The 18,957-nt window shown below is 38.8% G+C and carries 19 protein-coding genes; 6 read left to right on the top strand and 13 right to left on the bottom strand.

Features of this window, described 5'->3' with window-relative positions; all coding sequences use genetic code 11:
- Window positions 1-5: 5 nt before the first annotated feature.
- Window positions 6-485: an RNA deprotection pyrophosphohydrolase gene (ytkD, locus tag QNH20_RS20860; RefSeq protein ID WP_283919877.1), complete on the bottom strand. Its 480-nt coding sequence runs from the start codon at window positions 483-485 to the stop codon at window positions 6-8.
- 87 nt (window positions 486-572) lie between these two features.
- Window positions 573-890: a hydrolase gene (locus tag QNH20_RS20865; protein ID WP_283919878.1), complete on the bottom strand. Its 318-nt coding sequence runs from the start codon at window positions 888-890 to the stop codon at window positions 573-575.
- Window positions 891-1,105: 215 nt separating this feature from the next.
- Here QNH20_RS20865 and QNH20_RS20870 point away from each other — a divergent pair, with 215 nt between their 5' ends.
- Window positions 1,106-1,363, top strand: coding sequence for a DUF6154 family protein (locus QNH20_RS20870; RefSeq protein ID WP_283919879.1), 258 nt, complete (start codon window positions 1,106-1,108; stop codon window positions 1,361-1,363).
- A gap of 184 nt (window positions 1,364-1,547) precedes the next feature.
- Window positions 1,548-1,724, top strand: a complete 177-nt coding sequence (gene ytzI, locus QNH20_RS20875) for a YtzI protein (protein ID WP_283919880.1) — start codon at window positions 1,548-1,550, stop codon at window positions 1,722-1,724.
- 54 nt (window positions 1,725-1,778) lie between these two features.
- Here the strand turns inward: ytzI and QNH20_RS20880 are convergent, their stop codons facing one another.
- Complete coding sequence (locus QNH20_RS20880) at window positions 1,779-2,252, bottom strand: S-ribosylhomocysteine lyase (protein WP_283919881.1); 474 nt, start codon at window positions 2,250-2,252, stop codon at window positions 1,779-1,781.
- A gap of 133 nt (window positions 2,253-2,385) precedes the next feature.
- Here QNH20_RS20880 and yidD point away from each other — a divergent pair, with 133 nt between their 5' ends.
- Window positions 2,386-2,613: a membrane protein insertion efficiency factor YidD gene (gene yidD, locus QNH20_RS20885; RefSeq protein WP_283919882.1), complete on the top strand. Its 228-nt coding sequence runs from the start codon at window positions 2,386-2,388 to the stop codon at window positions 2,611-2,613.
- Here yidD and QNH20_RS20890 read toward each other — a convergent pair.
- Complete coding sequence (locus tag QNH20_RS20890; protein ID WP_283919883.1) at window positions 2,610-3,176, bottom strand: beta-class carbonic anhydrase; 567 nt, start codon at window positions 3,174-3,176, stop codon at window positions 2,610-2,612. The genes yidD and QNH20_RS20890 overlap by 4 nt on opposite strands.
- 201 nt (window positions 3,177-3,377) lie before the next feature.
- On the opposite strand from QNH20_RS20890, the gene QNH20_RS20895 reads away from it, so the two are divergent.
- Window positions 3,378-4,322 carry a metal ABC transporter substrate-binding protein gene (locus tag QNH20_RS20895; protein WP_283919884.1) on the top strand — a complete coding sequence of 315 codons (945 nt, stop codon included), beginning with the start codon at window positions 3,378-3,380 and terminating at the stop codon, window positions 4,320-4,322.
- A 122-nt stretch (window positions 4,323-4,444) separates the two neighbouring features.
- Window positions 4,445-4,603 carry a DUF1540 domain-containing protein gene (locus tag QNH20_RS20900; RefSeq protein WP_283919885.1) on the top strand — a complete coding sequence of 53 codons (159 nt, stop codon included), beginning with the start codon at window positions 4,445-4,447 and terminating at the stop codon, window positions 4,601-4,603.
- 136 nt (window positions 4,604-4,739) lie between these two features.
- Here the strand turns inward: QNH20_RS20900 and menC are convergent, their stop codons facing one another.
- The 6 genes from menC to QNH20_RS20930 form a co-directional block, all read right to left on the bottom strand.
- A complete protein-coding gene (gene menC, locus QNH20_RS20905) occupies window positions 4,740-5,849 on the bottom strand; it encodes an o-succinylbenzoate synthase (RefSeq protein WP_283919886.1) in 1,110 nt (369 codons plus the stop codon).
- Complete coding sequence (locus QNH20_RS20910) at window positions 5,830-7,332, bottom strand: o-succinylbenzoate--CoA ligase (RefSeq protein WP_283919887.1); 1,503 nt, start codon at window positions 7,330-7,332, stop codon at window positions 5,830-5,832. The genes menC and QNH20_RS20910 overlap by 20 nt, the downstream gene beginning before the upstream one ends.
- Before the next feature lie 479 nt (window positions 7,333-7,811).
- Window positions 7,812-8,630: a 1,4-dihydroxy-2-naphthoyl-CoA synthase gene (menB, locus tag QNH20_RS20915; protein ID WP_283919888.1), complete on the bottom strand. Its 819-nt coding sequence runs from the start codon at window positions 8,628-8,630 to the stop codon at window positions 7,812-7,814.
- 14 nt (window positions 8,631-8,644) lie between these two features.
- Window positions 8,645-9,460: a 2-succinyl-6-hydroxy-2,4-cyclohexadiene-1-carboxylate synthase gene (menH, locus tag QNH20_RS20920; RefSeq protein ID WP_283919889.1), complete on the bottom strand. Its 816-nt coding sequence runs from the start codon at window positions 9,458-9,460 to the stop codon at window positions 8,645-8,647.
- Window positions 9,460-11,208 carry a 2-succinyl-5-enolpyruvyl-6-hydroxy-3-cyclohexene-1-carboxylic-acid synthase gene (gene menD / locus QNH20_RS20925; protein ID WP_283919890.1) on the bottom strand — a complete coding sequence of 583 codons (1,749 nt, stop codon included), beginning with the start codon at window positions 11,206-11,208 and terminating at the stop codon, window positions 9,460-9,462. Before menD ends, menH begins: the two co-directional genes overlap by 1 nt.
- A gap of 1 nt (window position 11,209) precedes the next feature.
- On the bottom strand, window positions 11,210-12,610 hold the full coding sequence (locus QNH20_RS20930; protein WP_283919891.1) for an isochorismate synthase: 1,401 nt from the start codon (window positions 12,608-12,610) through the stop codon (window positions 11,210-11,212).
- 424 nt (window positions 12,611-13,034) lie between these two features.
- Here QNH20_RS20930 and QNH20_RS20935 point away from each other — a divergent pair, with 424 nt between their 5' ends.
- Window positions 13,035-13,973, top strand: a complete 939-nt coding sequence (locus QNH20_RS20935; protein WP_283919892.1) for a 1,4-dihydroxy-2-naphthoate polyprenyltransferase — start codon at window positions 13,035-13,037, stop codon at window positions 13,971-13,973.
- Between the two features lie 73 nt (window positions 13,974-14,046).
- On the opposite strand, the gene QNH20_RS20940 is transcribed toward QNH20_RS20935, so the two are convergent.
- From QNH20_RS20940 to QNH20_RS20950, 3 genes are read right to left on the bottom strand one after another with little or no spacing between them, the layout of a single operon-like run.
- The gene (locus tag QNH20_RS20940) at window positions 14,047-16,443 is read right to left on the bottom strand and encodes a glycogen/starch/alpha-glucan phosphorylase (protein WP_283919893.1); all 2,397 of its coding nucleotides are present in this window, start codon (window positions 16,441-16,443) and stop codon (window positions 14,047-14,049) included.
- Window positions 16,433-17,884 (bottom strand): glycogen synthase GlgA, encoded by a 1,452-nt coding sequence (gene glgA / locus QNH20_RS20945; RefSeq protein WP_283919894.1) that lies wholly within the window; start codon window positions 17,882-17,884, stop codon window positions 16,433-16,435. Before glgA ends, QNH20_RS20940 begins: the two co-directional genes overlap by 11 nt.
- Window positions 17,881-18,912: a GlgC family sugar phosphate nucleotidyltransferase gene (locus QNH20_RS20950; RefSeq protein ID WP_283919895.1), complete on the bottom strand. Its 1,032-nt coding sequence runs from the start codon at window positions 18,910-18,912 to the stop codon at window positions 17,881-17,883. The genes glgA and QNH20_RS20950 overlap by 4 nt, the downstream gene beginning before the upstream one ends.
- Window positions 18,913-18,957 lie beyond the last annotated feature (45 nt).

The raw sequence follows: 18,957 nt of genomic DNA on the forward strand, positions 1-18,957 counted from the left end.
TACGGCTATTCCTTTTTGATTTGAAACTGTTTTATACGATCTATACAATTTTCGATGACTTTATCCTGCATGATAAAGCTGTAGTCATCCCCAAACCGCAGCTGCAAAATATCCCCATTCACTGCAACAGGTCCATTTGTTTCAAAGTAGGTATTAGTTATCTCCACCCTTTTAACCGTTCCCCAGAAGACTGCCTTAACAAATGATCCATTGTGATTAGAAACCCTATACTCAGCAATAAATTCTAAGCCGTCAAGAATTGCCCCGGTCTCCTCATATGTCTCTCTTCGTGCTGCCTCTTCAAGTGTCTCCCCTATTTCCACTTTTCCACCGGGAAATTCAAGACCCCGTTGTTTATGATTCGTTAAAAACCAACTATCCTTATATTGACAAATAACCAGCACATGCTTTACTTCCTCTTCGAAGATACCTTTTGAAAAAGAAAGTTCAACCTTGTTCCTGTTACGATCAAAAAAATGTTTCATCAATTAACCCGCCCCATTTTTTTCATTATGCTATAATTATAAACAACAAAAAGGAAATCCTAAAGTTTTGGATTTCCCTCAAAAGTATTATTTCGGTAGTATATTCATGCTCTCGATATGTCTTTTTGCTTCATCATCACCAAGTTCATGCAGGATACCATACACTTGTTGAATCGTATTGTCGTAGGCATCGTTTTCCCGATCATAATGATATTGAACATATGGAACATGAGCCCGAAAAAAGTTTATCCACTCTGTTGAATAGTTTTGGTCAAACAGCTCGCGTAATTGAGTAATTTCTCCATCATTTGCTTGAATTTTATAGCTCCAAGTGGAACTTGTGGCATTTCTTGTTATATGGCCGGTTCCAACATCAATATAATATGTTTTCTTCTGTTCGTCCATTGCATCATCCCCTTTTACTTTTTAGTAATGTACAGATAGATAAAATTTATTCTTTTTCAAATTTCGACTCATTTTTTAGAAATGAATACGATATAATAAACATACAATCAAGAAAACAGATTTTTCAGTCAATTTTATAATTGATGGCAGGGATGATTTCATCCTTTTATGGGAAATCAATAATAGTATATATTTTTAATAATGGAGGTGTAGTAATGAAATTAGTCGATGAATTATATGAGATGTACCGAAACAAGTTAACAGGGGATGAAGAGGATATTGACATGCTGACATTTGCTTTTTTAGAAGAGATGTCACATGAAGATCTTCTCTCGTTAATCCAGGAGATGGGTAAACAAGAACTTTACGATTTAATGGGTCTTTATCTCATCGAAAGCTTAAAAGGTAAATTTGCCCAAGAAGAGTACGGACAGCATCGTACACATACTTATTATCCTAGAAATATTCATTGATGTTACATACCAACATTCCAAGGAAGCTGCCATGCTTCCTTTTTTGACTAATAAGAAATAATAAGTGGAACTGCGCCTCTGTCTTCGCCCCTAGTGGCTCGCCAATCGGCGAGTTTCCTTTATGCAATTTTGTCATTAATCAAACAAAATTCATGGTACAATGTGAGGTAAAGGGGGAAGAGACATGTATACAGTTTTAGTGGTTTGTATTATTATTGTCATCGTGGTTTTGCTTCTAGCGGTCATTACCACTTCAAAAGCATACTCCTATAAACATACTGTGGATTCATTAGATGATAATCCTTTCATGAACCAGGAGGAAAGTCAAAAGGACCTTAACCAGGAACAAAAGAAGGGATAAGAAAAATTCCTATTCGTATTGAATAGGAATTTTTTTACATCAATTATAGAAACATTAAGCAAAAACTTGTTTTAGGTCTTCTTTGCTCTGCTCAAGCCAGAAACGCATTAAGCGCTTGGCACCTTCTAAATCATGCAGTTTTGCTTGGCCGCATTGTCTTTCATTGGCAGCAGGGATATCGACAATCTCAACTGCTTCCTTCATTGTGTCCTCAAGAAGATCAATAATTTCCTCAACAGTAGGCTCGCCGCTGACAACAAGATAATAGCCAGTTTGGCAGCCCATTGGAGAAATATCAATAATATCGAAGTGATCATATTTTTCCGAATGCTTACGAATGTTGAATGCTAGCAAATGCTCCAGTGTATGAATGGCATCAGGCTTCATAGCCTGTTTATTTGGCTGGCAAAAACGGATATCAAATTTATTAACAACACCGTCACTCCCTACCTTATGGACACCACAATGTCTCACATAAGGGGCTTTAACGGCATTATGATCTAAATCAAAGCTTTCAACTGATGGCATGCATATCACTCCTTTTCATATCTACCTATTTATCATACAATAAAACCCGACCTTTTTCATCCACTTAGTTATAATTAACAATTTAGAAGAATTTATGGTATCTTGTAAGTAATTAAAAAAAGGAGACAAATCCATGTTGAAAAAATTTTTTCTTTCAATAATTCGTTTTTATCAAGTTGCCATCTCGCCATTAAAACCACCAACATGTCGGTTTTATCCTACATGTTCGCATTATGGATTAGAAGCGGTTCAACGTTTTGGTGCTTTAAAAGGCGGCTGGCTGACGATTAAGCGAATTTTAAAATGTCATCCCTTCCATCCTGGAGGATTTGATCCTGTCCCTGAAAAAAAGGAGGATTAATGTTTATAAGCATCCTCAACTAAGTCAAGCTTTCCTGTCTTTGGATCGATGACCAATCCATGAACAGGAACACCCTTTGGCATTAACGGATGATTTTTAATGATTCCTACACTGTGCTCGACACTCTCATTCACATTATCAAAACCGTGAAGCCACTGTTTAATATCTATTCCTGAATAGGAAAGTGTATTAATGGTTTCTTCGGATATTCCCCGTTCTTTCATGGTCTCAATCACAGGTTCCGCTTTTAAGCCGCTCATACCGCAATCATGGTGACCGATCACCAAAACCTCCTGTGCCTGTAATTGATATACCGCAATCAGTATACTTCTCATCACACTTCCAAAAGGATGTGAAACGAGGGCACCAGCGTCTTTAATAATCTTAGCATCACCATTTCCCAGGTTTAAGGCTTTTGGCAGTAATTCTAACAAACGTGTATCCATGCAAGTTAGGATCACCATTCTCTTATTTGGAAATTTCGTTGTTTCATATTTCTCATATTCGTGATTTTCTACAAATTTCTTATTGTGGTCTAGAATCTCGTTCAATAAGTTATTCATTTTTTACTCCCCTTTCTATTTAAGAATACATAATCTGTTATGTTTGAAACAAATTTTATACTTGCATTTAGGATATTTTTTTTGTAAGATACTAATGGAAATCGGAATCGTTCCGTATTATGCACTTATTTCTTTCCTAAGTAAATTTTTTTCAATTATAAATCGTAATTAATCCGATTTAATCAACTATAAGGAGTCAATATGAAAAAAATAATCATTTTTCTTTCTTTTTTATTACCATTGAGCATTATTTTATCCGCTTGTACGAATGATAAAGGGCAGTCACAAAAAAAGAAGAATCAATTAACCATTTATACAACAGTATATCCACTTCAATACTTTACTGAACGAATTGGCGGTAAATATGTAGATGTAAAAACCATCTATCCTCCAGGTGCTGATGAACATTCATTTGAACCATCCCAAAAAGATATGATGAATTTGGCCGATTCAGACTTATTTTTCTACATTGGGCTGGGACTTGAAGGCTTTGTGGAAAACGCAAAAGGGACATTAAAAAACGAAGATGTTACGTTAGTGCCTACGGCCGATAAATTGAAATTACCAAAAGATAAACATACAGCTGAGGAAGGGGAAGGACATGAGGACCATGACCATGGAGATGTAAATCCACATGTATGGCTTGATCCGATTTATTCAAAAGAAATGGCTGCGGTTATCCGTGATTCGTTAACAAAAAAGATGCCGCAAAATAAAGACTTTTTCAATGAAAATTATCAAAAGCTTGCAGCAGAGTTAGATGAATTGAACAGCGAATACGAGCAAACCATTTCAAGTGCGAAGCATAAAAAAATAATTGTGACGCATGCTGCGTTTGGTTATTGGGAACAACGTTATGGTATTGAACAAATTAGTATTTCTGGGCTTTCGACAACGAATGAACCAACACAAAAAGAACTTGAGAAAATAGTCTCTACCGCTGACCATGATGGTTTACACTATATTCTTTTTGAACAAAATGTCCAATCAAAACTAGGCAAAGTCGTCCAAAAAGAAATTGGTGCAAAAGCATTACCAATTCATAATTTAGCTATTTTATCCAAGGACAATATCAAGGAAAAAGAAACATATTTTTCATTGATGAAGGCAAATCTTGAAACATTAAAAACTGCCTTAAATAATTAATTGTGAAAGTATTTGGTAAATTGTCCATTTCTCGTATCATTTTCCTACCACCTTCTGGAATGCACAATTGATAAACTTCAAATGCTATAACTGTATTACCGATACTTTAAGGAGTGATACGAATGGCAAAGGATGTTTTGTGTGAAGTAAATAACTGCACGTTTTGGGCTAATGGCAATAAATGTAGTGCCGATCAAATATATGTTGTCAGCCATACAGGTAATACCGCGGATTCGACGAAAGAAACCGATTGTCATACCTTCAAACCAAGTGATTTATAAAGAAAACTCGCCGATTGGCGAGCTCGTTAGGGCGAAGCCAGAGGCGTAGTTGCACTTATGCCTAATAGGAAAGTAATACTTTCCTATCGGCTAGAATAGTAAAAACCAGGCAAACTATGTAGCCTGGTTCTTTTTCTTATGAAAAAGTAAATGATCTTTTTGTTAATAATACTTTCTGCAGCCTTTTTTCATTCAATTCGTACCCAATACCGGAGTTCAATGGAACATGAATATATCCATTTTCAACGGTTACTTCCGGTGAAATAATATCTTCCTCCCAAAAACGGCCCGATGCGGAAATATCACCTGGAATTGAAAACCCTGGGAGGGAAGCAAGCGCAATATTATGTGCGCGGGAAATTCCGAATTCAATCATTCCTCCACACCAGACCGGAATCCCTTTTTCAAAACAATAATCATGAATTCGTATTGCTTCATACAGCCCGCCAATCCGGCCCACTTTAATATTAATTACTTTACAGCTTCCGAACTCTATTGCTTTCCTTGCATCATCAAACGTGACGATGCTTTCATCTAAACAAATAGGTGTTCGAATCTCCTTTTGTAATAGAGCATGTTCGATGATATCGTCGTGAGCCAACGGCTGCTCAATCATGATCAGGTTAAATTCATCTAAAGCTTTTAAGCGATCTATGTCTTTTAACGAATAAGCTGAATTAGCATCCGCCATGATTGGCAGCTCAGGATAATGGCTGCGGATTTCTGCTAGAAAAGAGTAATCCTGATTTGGATTAATTTTCACTTTAATACGCTGATACCCCTCTGTAACATATTGTTCAATTTGGCGCAATGCGTTTGCCGCGGAATCTGTCGCTACCACCACACCTGAAGCAATAACTGGGCGAGTACCTCCAAGTATTTTTGAAAGGGACTTTGTATTGACCTTCGCATACAAATCCCATAATGCCGTTTCTAAGGCTGCCTTCGCCATATTGTTTCTTCTTATCGAGCTGAAAAGGTGTGATGCCTCCTCAGGATGGTCAATTGGATGTTTTTGCAGCAATGGAATCAAAATATCTGTTAACATATGTAAACTGGTTGCCACCGTTTCTTCCGTATACCACGGCGTTGAAAATGCCACCCCTTCCCCAAACCCTGAAAGACCTTCTGAGTTCGTTACCTTTACGATGATCCCCTCACGATTATTCACAGCGCCTAAATGCGTCAGAAATGGAGACTTTAAGGGCATTTGAATAACAAAAAGTTCAATCGATGCTATCTTCATGATCGGCCACCCACTCTCGCAGTGTTCTTCGCAGCAGTTTTTTAGCAGCATTTCTTGGCAGTTTTTCGGGAAAATAAAAAGCCTTTGGTACTTTGTATTTGGCAAGCCTAGCCAAGCAAAATTGTTGAAGCTCGTCCGCGGATATTTTAAAGTCTTCCCTTTTTACAATAAAGGCAATTGGCACTTGCCCCCAATTCGCATCATCAATACCTGTCACCCCTGCCTCAGCAACAGCAGGATGGGCTAATAAAACTGCTTCGATTTCAGCAGGGTAGATATTTTCTCCACCTGAAATAATCAAATCAGAACGCCGATCGATGACGTACAAAAATCCTTCCTCATCTAAATAGCCGATATCTCCCGTATAAAACCAGCCATCACGGAATTTTTCAGTTGTTGCTTCCGGACGATATAAATATCCTGGTGTAACATTTGGTCCTTTTACCACAATTTCACCAGCTTCACCTGATGCAGCCGGGCTTCCATTTACATTTTCAATCATGAGCTGTGACGGGAATAGAGGCTTTCCTGCTGAACCAAGCTTTGTTAAGCTGTATTCCGGAGAAAGTGTCACAATTTGTGAGGAGGATTCTGTCATACCATACGTTTGAAAAACAGGTATTTCTTTTTCCACACATGATTGAAGTAATGGCAGTGGTGCAGGACCTCCTCCTAGAAGCATGCAGCGGAAATAATCCGGAAGCCGTCTGCCCTTTAACGATTCTACAATTCGAGTCAGCATGGTTCCTACCACTGACATAATTGTAACCTTTTTTGCTTGTATATCCTCTATCGTTTGTTCCACATTAAAGTTTTCATGAAGGACAAGCGGCATACCATAAATGACACTGCGCATGAGAATGGAGAATCCGCTAATGTGGAAAAGAGGAACGGTACAAAGCCAGCAATCGCTCTCCATAAAACCCAAATTTAATGCTGAGCCAACAGAACTCCACCAATGGTTTCCATATGTCTGCATGACACCTTTTGGGTTTCCTGTTGTGCCTGAGGTATACATGACTGTACAGATATCAGAAAGGCTGATTTCGTCTACAATGGCTGGCACTAATGGTTCTATTTGAAATAAACGAGTTTTAGTGACAGTGTTTAAAGATGAAATTTGTTGGTTAATTTCCAAATGGATTTCCGTAAAATAGTCTTCAAGAATAAGAAGCGACACTTTCGAATCCTTCAATTGCCAAATTAGTTCCGCTGCGGTTAAACGATTATTCAATATAACCGCTTTCACCCCTATTAGCTGGAGAGCAAATAAAATCACTATGGTATCAAGGTGATTTTTCAATAAAACCCCTACATATTGGTCTTTTTGTATACAGAATGCCTGGAGCTGGCCTGCTGCGTTAAGAGAACGATGGTAAAGCTCTTTGAATGTTAAAGTCTGTTCCTGAAAATACACTGCTGTCCTTTCAGGAGTTAGAAATGCTCGCTTCATTAAAAAATTTGGCATTGTTTCGTTTGGCATTTTACACCTTCTTTATCTGTAGCTATCGCGCTTCCTTTTATACCGACCAACTTTGTGTCGTAGGACTTTCTTGGAATTTCACCAATGCCTACAGTCTACATTGACTTTCCAGTGGGTTTTCATCCTCAACACCCACGTAGGGCCTCTCTACATCGACTCTTCTGTGGGTTTTCATCCTCAACACCCACGTAGGGCCTCTCTACATCGACTTTTCTGCGGTTTTTCATCCTCAACACCCACGTAGAACCTCTCTACATCGACTTTTCTGTGGGTTTTCATCCTCAACACCCACGTAGGGCCTCTCTACATCGACTTTTCTGCGGTTTTTCATCCTCAACACCCACGTAGAGCCTCTCTACATCGACTTTTCTGCGGTTTTTCTCCCACAACACCCACTTAGACCTCTCTACTTCAGCTTTTAGTCTTATATAAAAACAGCCTGATGGATAACCATCAAGCTGCTGCCCAAAAACTTTTGATCAAGGAAAACGCGGGAATTGTCCGAAATCTGGCTTGCGCTTTTCTTTAAAGGCGTCGCGGCCTTCTTTCGCTTCATCTGTTGTATAGTAAAGCAATGTTGCATCTCCGGCAAATTGCTGAATGCCTGCTAAACCGTCTGTATCTGCATTAAATGCTGCTTTTAAGAAACGCAGAGCAGTTGGACTTTTCTCAAGCATTTCTTCACACCATTTAATCGTTTCTTCTTCTACTTGCTCAAGAGGAACAACGGTGTTGACTAAGCCCATATCAAGAGCCTCTTGGGCATTGTATTGACGGCATAAATACCAAATTTCACGGGCTTTTTTATGGCCGACAATTCTTGCTAAATAGCCTGAGCCATAACCAGCATCAAAGCTGCCAACTTTCGGACCAGTTTGTCCAAAAACGGCATTATCAGCAGCAATCGTTAAATCACACACAATGTGTAAAACATGACCGCCGCCAATGGCATAACCTTTTACCATTGCAACAACTGGTTTAGGAATTACACGGATTAAACGCTGTAAATCAAGAACATTTAAGCGCGGAATTTGATCGTCGCCAACATAGCCGCCATGTCCTCTTACCTTTTGATCGCCACCGGAGCAAAACGCCTTATCTCCGGCACCCGTTAACACAATTACTCCAACACTCGAATCATCTCGTGCATAAGCAAAAGCGTCAATCAATTCCATTACCGTTTTCGGTGTAAATGCGTTATGTACATGTGGTCGATTTATTGTGATTTTCGCAATTCCATTATAAGTCTCATATAAAATTTCTTCATATTTACGTGCTGCAACCCATTCTACTGTCACAATGAAATCCTCCTTTATATTTTTTTAGACAAAAAGTCACTTACTATTGTACCAAACTTTTCTCGTTCTTCCACATGAATTAAATGTCCGCTGTTTTCAACGACAATCCAATCGCCCTTTTTAAGAGCCTTAATCATTCCTTCAGCAATACCACAAAACTTACTATCTTGCTCGCCTGTAAGCAGCAAAACTTCACAGGCAAGCTGGTCTAATTGTCCCCACAAGGAAGGCTGTGATCCCGTCCCCATCCCAAGTAAACTATTTGAGAGCCCAATAGTAGTATTACTTAGCCTCTGAGACCTTATGAAATCATTAGTTGATACTGGAAGTTGCTTCATCGAAGAAAAAAGGGGAATCTCTTCCCAGTATTCAACAAACGACTTGATCCCATGTTCTTTAATAAATTGGGCAAGTTCTGCATCTTTCCTTCGGCGAAGTTCTCTTTCTTCCTCTGTTGCAAGACCTGGAGATGCACTTTCAAGGATTAACTTTCGAACCCTGTTTGGAAAAAGGAGGGTAAAAGTGAGCGCTAGTCTCCCCCCCATTGAATAACCCAGCAAGTCTATTTCATTAACACCCAATTCATCAAGGATACCTTCTAAGTCATGCGCAACCGATTCAATTTGATAACGTGGCAGACATTCAGGAGACTCCGTTTTACCATGCCCAATGATATCTGGGGTAATTAACGTGGTATGCTTCCCCCAAGCATCATAAAACGGCTTCCATGTAGAAGCATCGCCCGTAAATCCATGCAATAAGACAAGCGGTGGGTCCCCTTCACCGCAAACCTCCACATGATAGCGAATTTCGTCGATGGTCACATCCATTACTGCTCTCCTATGACAAAATTTGATATTTCCTGGGAAACAGAACGCCAAAATCCACGATGCTCATCGAGATTTTTCTCCCTTTTTGTCGTAATCTCGTAAACATGAATTCCTGTTTGATCTACACTCTTCTTCATTTCCACTTCTAAGTGATTCCAATCTTTTATTTTAGTAAATTGTCCGTTAAACATTCTTACAGCATGTTCAAATTCTAGATTTAGAGGTGTACCAAAAAGAAGTTCAAAATTTTTAGGATGCTCCGATTGTGGTAGGAAGGAAAAAATCCCGCCGCCATTATTGTTTACAAGAATAATATGAATATCTATATCATAAAGCTTTGCTGCAATAAGACCATTTAAGTCATGGAAGAAGGTTAAATCCCCTAACACCAGGTATAAGGACTTAGAGTAAACGGCTGCACCCAAAGCAGTCGAAACAGTACCATCAATGCCATTAGCTCCTCTGTTCGCCATTATTTTAATGGATTTATTATTGTTTAAGAAAAAGCTATCTACGTCACGAATTGGCATGCTATTTCCGACAAAGAGAGTAGCTTCTTCAGGGAGGATCTCAGCTAATTGATAAAACAGCCTTCCTTCGCTTAATTCATTTAAATCACGAATTAACGTCATATTTTCTTTTGTCAGCGCATTAACCTTCTTCCAGCTCTCTAAATATCCGGATGAAGATTTGCTGTCCAAGAAGTTTAACAGCTTTTGGCAAAAAATTGTTTCTTTGCAAAAAATCATGTTCGTTGATGATGCTGACGGATCACGCCAGCCACCGCCGCCATCGACGACAAATTGATCTGCTGTGTGATTTTCTTTTAAAAATATCGTTAACGCTTTAGAAATAGGCATTGCCCCAAACCGTAACACAACATCCGGTTTAAGGAAGGTTTTGGCGTCTTCATTTCTTAAAAAAGTATCATATGATTCAATAATATTTTCAAGGTTGTGATTACCACTTCTTAATTGTGATAGCGGGTCAGCTAATACAGGATAGTTTAATGCCTTTGAAAGGCGTGTCACAGCTTCGGCAAATTGTTCGTCAACAATGTTCCCGCAAACAATAATCCCTTTTTCTTTCCCGCTTATTTTTTCAGCAATCACTTTAAATTGCTCATGATCAACCGTAAAGTCTCCATTATGCACCCTTACATATCCATTTGGTCGCTCTGTTTGACGAAATAGCGCATCATCCAATTTCGGAATGAGTGGTTCGCGGAACGGAAAATTCAAATGAACCGGACCAGATGGAGCCGCAGCAGCAATTGCTGCAGCACGGGCACAAACTGTCCGAGCGTAACGGATCATTTCATCGTTTTTCTCCGGCAAAGCCATTTCTGCAAACCATTTTACATGATGGCCATATAAATGGATTTGATCAATTGCCTGAGGGGCTCCCACTTCTCTTAGCTCGTGCGGCCTGTCAGCCGTAAGGACAATTAAGGGAACTCGTGAATATTTCGCCTCAACTATCGCAGGAAAGTAGTTGGCTGCAGCAGTACCCGATGTACATAGAATGGCAACAGGTTTGTTGATTGCCTTAGCGATTCCTAATGCAAAAAAAGCAGCAGAACGTTCATCTACATGAACATGAACGTTTAACTCAGGATGTTCTGCCATTACCATCGCCATCGGAGTAGATCTTGAACCCGGGCTTACGACAATTTCGGTTACTCCCGTTGAAACTAGTTCTGAAACAAAGGCTGCAATATAAGCGGTTAATGATTCCTGATGATTCATGTTATTTTCCCCCAAGAGCTCGAAGCATTGGTGTAAACTTCAAACTTGTTTCTAAATATTCACTTTCTGAATTCGAATCTGCTACAACACCACAACCGGCAAACAACGATGCCTCATTTCCCTGCAAGAGTCCACAGCGAATGGAGACCGCAAATTCACCATTCTGTTTATAATCGACCCATCCAAGCGGCGCACCATAGAAGCCGCGGTCAAGCTCTTCAACCTGTCTAATTTTTTCAACTGCCGCTTTCTTTGGCAGCCCTCCAAGTGCAGGTGTCGGATGAAGTCTTTCAACTAGTAAAAGTAATGAAGCATCCTTATTACATTTTCCAATAACAGGTGTATAAAGATGCTGAATATCCCTATTTTTCAATAGCTGCGGTTTGTCTGGCAGGATTATCTCTTCGCATGATTCTTCTAAAGCTTCCTTAATCATTTCAACCACAAACCCGTGCTCAATCAGGTTTTTCTGATCATTTAATAAGGTTTTACCTAGGATCCGATCTTCCTCATCTGTGTTTCCGCGTGAGATTGAACCTGCAAGGCAGGTAGAATAGACTTCAGATCCATGCTTTTTTACTAGTCTTTCCGGCGATGCACCAATAAAACAATCGCCATTTGATTCAAAGGCAAAAATAAAGCTTGCAGGCTGCTGAGTATACAAATGATTCAGTACTGTGTCTGCCACTACCTGATCGTTAAAAACTAGCCTAAGTTCACGGGCAAGGACGACTTTCTTTAATGGTCCGTTTGTTAACTCCTTCACAACACCATCGACAGCATGTTTCCACTTTTCTGGCGAAATTTCTTTTGTTTCCAATAATGCAGCACACTTTCCACGATCATTCCGTTTTAGTGATAAAAGCAGTTGATTTCTTTCTTCCGCAATCTTACTGAATAGAGATAGATCATCATTGGTTGTAAAAACAATATTCGTTGTTAAATATGTCTCACCGTCTATGATACTCAATAAATATTTTGGTATATGGAATAAAGAATCAGCATACTTGGACCAAAGATCCGTTTTTTCTTTATATGGATCAAAGGAAAATCCCCCGAACATAAGGGGCCCAATACCTATTTTTGTATATGGATTAAAAATTAAGCTTTCCTCTAAGAAGCTTTTCCACTCTCTTTCAACATGAAAAAAGCGGTCAGTAGCCTGATCCGACTGAATTTGTTTTGAAATTCCAAGCCCAATAAGCACAATCTCGTCTGCTGGGTCTTTCCAAAAAAAACGTTCTCCACTATAGCGGTCTTTTCCCACGTTAAAAAAAGATAAAGGGTTAATCATATCCATTTTATGGACTTCACTTATTAATATAGGCCGGCCCAGTTCTTTCGCTCGATTAACAGCCAATAGACCCCTTTCCTTTATTTCCGTTTCTTGAATGGTAACCAAACAAATCCCTCCAAAACAGCCGAAATGACTGTTATCCATTCATTTTGATACAAATTTTAAGTTACTACTCCCATTGTAAAGAAGTCAATAATACTTGTCACTACCAATCCAGTTTCATTCCTTATTATATATCAAAATTGTTACAATTAGGCTGAAAACAGCTTTTTCCCTTTATAAGAAAGATAAAATTTTGGTTTTGTAATTGTCCAGATCTAGCGGTTAGTATATTTTGCGCTTTTCTTATTTTCCCACTAACCAATTAATAATAATTAAATAGGGATTATCTTCTAGATATGAAAGCAAAAATCAATTGACACAAATACTTGAATTACATACACTTATGGTTGGGCAAGAAACACACATTGACTTAGCAAATAGTTAATTTATATATATAAGAAATAATTTTTAAAAGGGAGAGAACAGAATGCAGCCAAATTTACAGCATCATCCGAAACCTGCAGTTGAATCAAACCGTGGTTTTCAAGTTTGGTGGCAAATGACCCGTCCTCATACACTAACAGCATCGTTTGTACCCGTCTTACTTGGTTCGGCTCTTGCTCTTAGAAACGAGAAATTTCATTTCGGCCTCTTTGCTGCGATGCTTGTTGCCAGTATGTTAATTCAAGCCGCAACCAATATGTTTAATGAATACTTCGACTACAAACGCGGACTTGACACCGTACATTCTGTTGGGATTGGAGGTACGATTGTCCGTGATGGAATCAAACCAAAGACCGTTATTAATCTTGCTTTTGGATTTTACGGGATTGCCTTATTATTAGGGGTATATATTTGTGCGAATAGCAGCTGGTGGTTAGCGGTTGTTGGCCTTATTTGTATGGCTGTTGGCTATTTTTATACAGGCGGTCCGTTCCCGATTGCTTATACACCACTAGGTGAAATTTTTTCCGGTTTCTTTATGGGAATGCTAATTATTTTAATCTCCTTCTTTATTCAAACTGGAACAGTTACTAGCACAAGTATTCTTGTCTCTGTTCCAAGTATGGTATTAGTCGGAATGATTATGTTATCCAATAACATACGCGACCTTGATGGAGATAAAGAAAATGGCCGAAAAACAGTCGCTATTCTCTTAGGGAAAAAGAAAGCCATTTATTTATTAGCCACGATGTTTACTTTTTCTTATCTATGGGTTTTGGGGCTTATCATTACCGGTATTGCACCATATTGGACGGCTATCGTCATTCTAAGTGCTCCAAAGGCGATAAAAGCGACAAAAGGATTCATTGAAAATAATATTCCGATCAAAATGGCACCAGCGATGATTGCGACAGCCCAGACAAATACCATTTTTGGATTTTTACTTTCAGTCGGCATTTTCATTGGACACATATTTTCCTAAGTAAAAAGGTTCCTGCCAAATTGGCAGGAACCTTTTTTTCGATTTTGAGAATTGCCCAGCTTTTGTGCATTTCTTATTGAAGAGACTTAATCCCCCATATTTCATCTGCATATTCTCTGATCGTGCGGTCACTTGAAAAATAACCTGCATGAGCAATATTTGTTAAGCTCATTTTTTGCCATTTTTCCTTATTTAAAAATGTTTCTCCAATCGACTGTTGAATATCAGCATACGAGGCAAAATCCTTTAAGACAAAGTATTGATCATTTTCCGTTAATAACGAATCAAATATTGGCTCAAATTCGTTATGAACACCTGAAAAAAATCCATTTACAAGCTGATCGACAGCCTGTCTAATTCGGTAATCATGATGATAATACACTAACGATTGATAGCCGCCTTGCTGATAATATTGAAGAACTTCCTCTGCCGTTAATCCAAAGGTAAAAATATTTTCACTTCCTACCAATTCCTGAATCTCAATATTAGCGCCGTCTAAGGTTCCTACTGTTAAGGCACCGTTAATCATAAATTTCATATTTCCGGTGCCGGAGGCTTCTTTACTAGCAGTAGAGATTTGTTCACTCACATCTGAGGCAGGGAAGATTTTTTCGGCTAAGGAAACGCGGTAATTATCCAGAAAGATTACCTTAATTTTATCGCCTATTTTTGGGTCGTTGTTTATTTTTTCTGCAATCGTGTTGATTAATTTGATAATTTTTTTTGCATAGTAATAACCCGATGATGCTTTTGCTCCAAAAATAAACACCCTTGGAACGATTGAAAAGCTTGTATCTTCATTAATTCGATTATAAAGATGCATGATATGTAAAACATTTAAAAGCTGCCGCTTATAAGCATGAAGCCGTTTGACCTGAACATCAAATATCGCCCCAGTATCAACAGCCACTCCTGTTTTATCCAAGATAATCTTAGCAAGCCTCTGTTTATTTTCATTTTTTATTTTTAACAGCTGTTCTAAAAAGGCGAAATCGTTTTGATAGTTAAGTAAATGGGTAAACTCATCAGCTGAATATGTCCAAGAAGGGCCTATTGAGTCTGTAATAAGGGAAGATAATTTTGGATTCGCTTTTAACAGCCAGCGCCGGTATGAGATTCCGTTTGTCTTATTGTTAAATTTATCTGGAAACAGTTGATAAAATTGACTCATCTCTCGTTTCTTTAATATTTCCGTATGGAGCTTTGCCACACCATTGATACTAAAACTGCCGACAATCGCTAAATGTGCCATTTTCACATACTCATCAGCTATGATGGAGAGTCCTCCAATTCTCTGCCAATCACCAGGCGTTTGTTCCCATAGTTCTTGGCAAAAGCGCTCATTTATTTCTTCCACAATCATATAAATCCTTGGCAGTAACGGACGAAAAATATGTATCGGCCATTTCTCCAACGCTTCTGATAATGTCGTATGATTGGTATATGAAATGGTATATTTCGTTATGTGCCATGCCTGTTCCCAATCAAATCCTTCCTCATCAATCAAGATCCTCATTAGCTCCGGAACGGCCAGTACAGGGTGAGTATCATTAATGTGAATACAAACATGCTCATGGAGTTGATTCAAGTTAGCATGTTGTTTCCGATAGGTTCTTAAAATGGATTGAATACTAGCAGACACTAAAAAATATTGCTGCTTCAGCCGTAAAATCTTCCCTTCATCATGGGTATCATCAGGGTATAAAAACTCGGAAATCGATTCGGTTTCCCGTTTATATTTTAAAATATCCTTATGAAAAGGAAATTGGGAAGGCTCAGCATTCCAAAGCCTTAGTGTATTAACGGTTTTGGATTTATACCCGATCACAGGCATATCATGAGGGACGGCCGTAACGGTTTCGGTATTCAAATGATGAAAAACGAGGCGCCCATTTTCCATCTTCGCTTCCACCTTGCCCCAAAATGGGATTTTTACAGCGCTATCTGCCTTGCGAATTTCCCAAACATTTCCGCTCCTCAGCCATTGCTCTGGCAATTCTACTTGGTAGCCGTCGACAATTTTTTGTTCAAACAAGCCATGCTTGTACCGTATCCCGTGGCCATGACCGGGTAGATTCAGTGTTGCAAGGGAATCTAGAAAGCAGGCGGCTAACCTTCCTAAGCCGCCATTTCCTAAACCTGCATCTGCTTCTAATTCCTCCAGTTCCCCCAAGTCAATTCCTAGTTCCTGAAGTCCCGCCTGTACAGTTTCCTCTATCCCTAGATTAATTAAATTTTGCCTTAACAGCTTTCCTAATAAATATTCAATCGAGAGATAATAAACCTGCTTTCCCTTTGCAGCAAGATATCTTTCATTTGTGGCAATCCAATCATTACTAACAAACTCACGAATCATACTTCCGAGGGTTTGATAATGATCCATTAATGAACTTTCAGAGATTCTCTTCCCAACAAGCATATCAAGCTTTTTAAGAAAGGTTCTCTTAAACTCTTCCGTACTAGAAAACATGCGTTTCACTCCTTGAGACGAGCTCAGCATATAGCTGGTTATAACTAAATGCTGATTGGGCCCAGCTATAATCCATTTCCATTGCCTGCTTTACAATCGATTCCCACGTCTCTTTATCATGATAAAAGCGTAGCGCTCTTTGGATCGTATAGAGCATGTCATGGGCATTAAAGTTTCGGAAGGAGAAACCATTTCCCTCGCCGTTGAATTCATTCCATGGCTTGATGGTATCATTTAATCCCCCAGTTTCACGGACAATCGGAATGGCACCATATTTCATCGCAATTAGCTGTCCCAAGCCGCATGGCTCAAATTGTGATGGCATTAAAAACAAATCTGCGGCAGCGTAAAGTTTATGAGCCAGTTCCTCATTAAATCCGGTATAAACCTTTAATTTTTCAGGATAGATCCGAGCAGCTTGCCTTAGATGTTCTTCGTTTTCAAAATCTCCTGTTCCAAGAATAATGACATGTACATCCTCCTGTAAAATTTCACGAAGGACACACTTCACTAGATCAAGCCCCTTTTGCCTTGTGAGCCTTGAAATCATGACAAGTAATGGTGTACCCCCACTTTGAGGTAATCCAAATCTTTTTTGTATCCCCCGTTTGTTGACTGTCTTATTTTGATAGGTATCCACTTTATAGGTTTGATAAATGAATGAGTCAATCGCCGGATTATAAAAGTCCTCATCAATCCCATTTAAAATCCCGATCAGGTCCTCACTTCTTTCCCGTAAAAGACCATCCAGCTTTTCACCAAAAATAGCCGTCTGAATTTCTTCTTTATAAGTCGGGCTCACAGTTGTTATTTTATCAGAAGCAACAAGCGCACCCTTCATAAAATTAACATTCCCAAAAAACTCCAAATGACCAATGTAAAAGGATTTATAATCCATTCCCAACAATTCGCCAAGTACCTCTTTTGGAAAAATTCCTTGAAATTGCAAATTATGAATTGTAAACACTGTTCGGATTTTCCCGTAACCATTTCGCTTGTAATATTCTGTCCTTAAGAGAAAAGGAATCATCGCTGTATGCCAATCATGACAATGCAGGACATCTGGAAAAAAATTAAGCTGTACTACTGTCTCGAGGACTGCCCGATTAAAATAGGCAAATCTTTCACCGTCATCAAAATAGCCATAAAGGTTTCCCCGATTAAAATAGTATTCATTGTCTACGAAATAAAAGGTAACCCCTTGATAAGTGAGCTCCTCAATTCCACAATATTGATTTCGCCAACCTACAGGTACAGTAAATTCTTTAATTTTTTTCATTTCTTTCTTGTATTCTTCAGGAATAGATCCATATTTAGGAAGAATCACTCTAACATCTGTTCCTAAACTATTTAGTTCTTTTGGAAGGGAACCCGCAACATCGGCAAGTCCCCCCGATTTAGCAAATGGACCACATTCCGAAACGGCAAATAATACTTTCACGAGTTCATCAACGCTCCTTGTTTCGACCCTTTTCTAATAACATATGGGGAACGATTTGTTCCGGTTAAATGGGCTCCAGCTTCCACTTTTGCATCCTTATCTAAAATAACTGAATCTAAATAACAATTCTCCTCGATGTGACACTTTTGCATAATGATACAGTTTTTAATGACTGCCCCTTTACCAATTTTCACTCCACGAGAGATAATACTGTTTTCCACTGTTCCACTAATAAAGCAGCCGTTCGCAATCATTGCATTTTTTACACATGACCCTTTTACATATTTGGTAGGCGGCTCATCCTTTACTTTCGTCAAGATTGGCTGGTCTTTTAAGAATAATTGCTTCCAAACATCAGACTGAAGCAGTTTCATACTAGTAGAAAAATAGCTTTCAATCGAATCTATCATTACAGAATATCCATCATATTCATAGTGGCAAATAGAATAATCGTTGTGAATAGCAGTAACAACATCTTTCATACATGTATATCCTGTTTCATGTCTTGTTTCAATCAATTTAATAAGGAGGGAGGTTTTGATTAAATACATTTCCATCGAAGTTCCATCCTTGTGATGGATTTCGGTTATATCGCATTTAGCATGTCTATGCCAATCTAGTATTGGTCTAAAGTTCATATTAAAAATCGTATAACAGTTGGTGATAATTGCATACTCTTGTGTACTGCGATGAAAGTAGTCCATATTAGCAGCAAAGTGTTCAAACGAACCAATTTTATTCCCATCACTATCCACAATCGGTGATGGGAAAAAGAATAGACCATCCCGCTTGCGATTTAAATCCCAATTTTTCCCCGCTCCCAGGTGATCCATTAACGAGCGATACTGCATTTTTGGAAAAATTGCCACACTGCGAATGCCTGAATTCACCATGTTTGATAGAACAAAATCAATAATACGGTAACGCCCACCAAAAGGTAGTGCGGCTAGTGAGCGATGTGTTAAAAGATCTTCTAAATCATCATGATAAGTAGTGGCGTCAATAACGCCTAACAGTTTTCTCTTCACTCAAAATTCCCTCCTGGTTCTACTAAAGACAATTATGCCAGCTAT

This window comes from Neobacillus sp. WH10 (assembly GCF_030123405.1).
Taxonomy (GTDB): Bacteria; Bacillota; Bacilli; order Bacillales; family Cytobacillaceae; genus Neobacillus.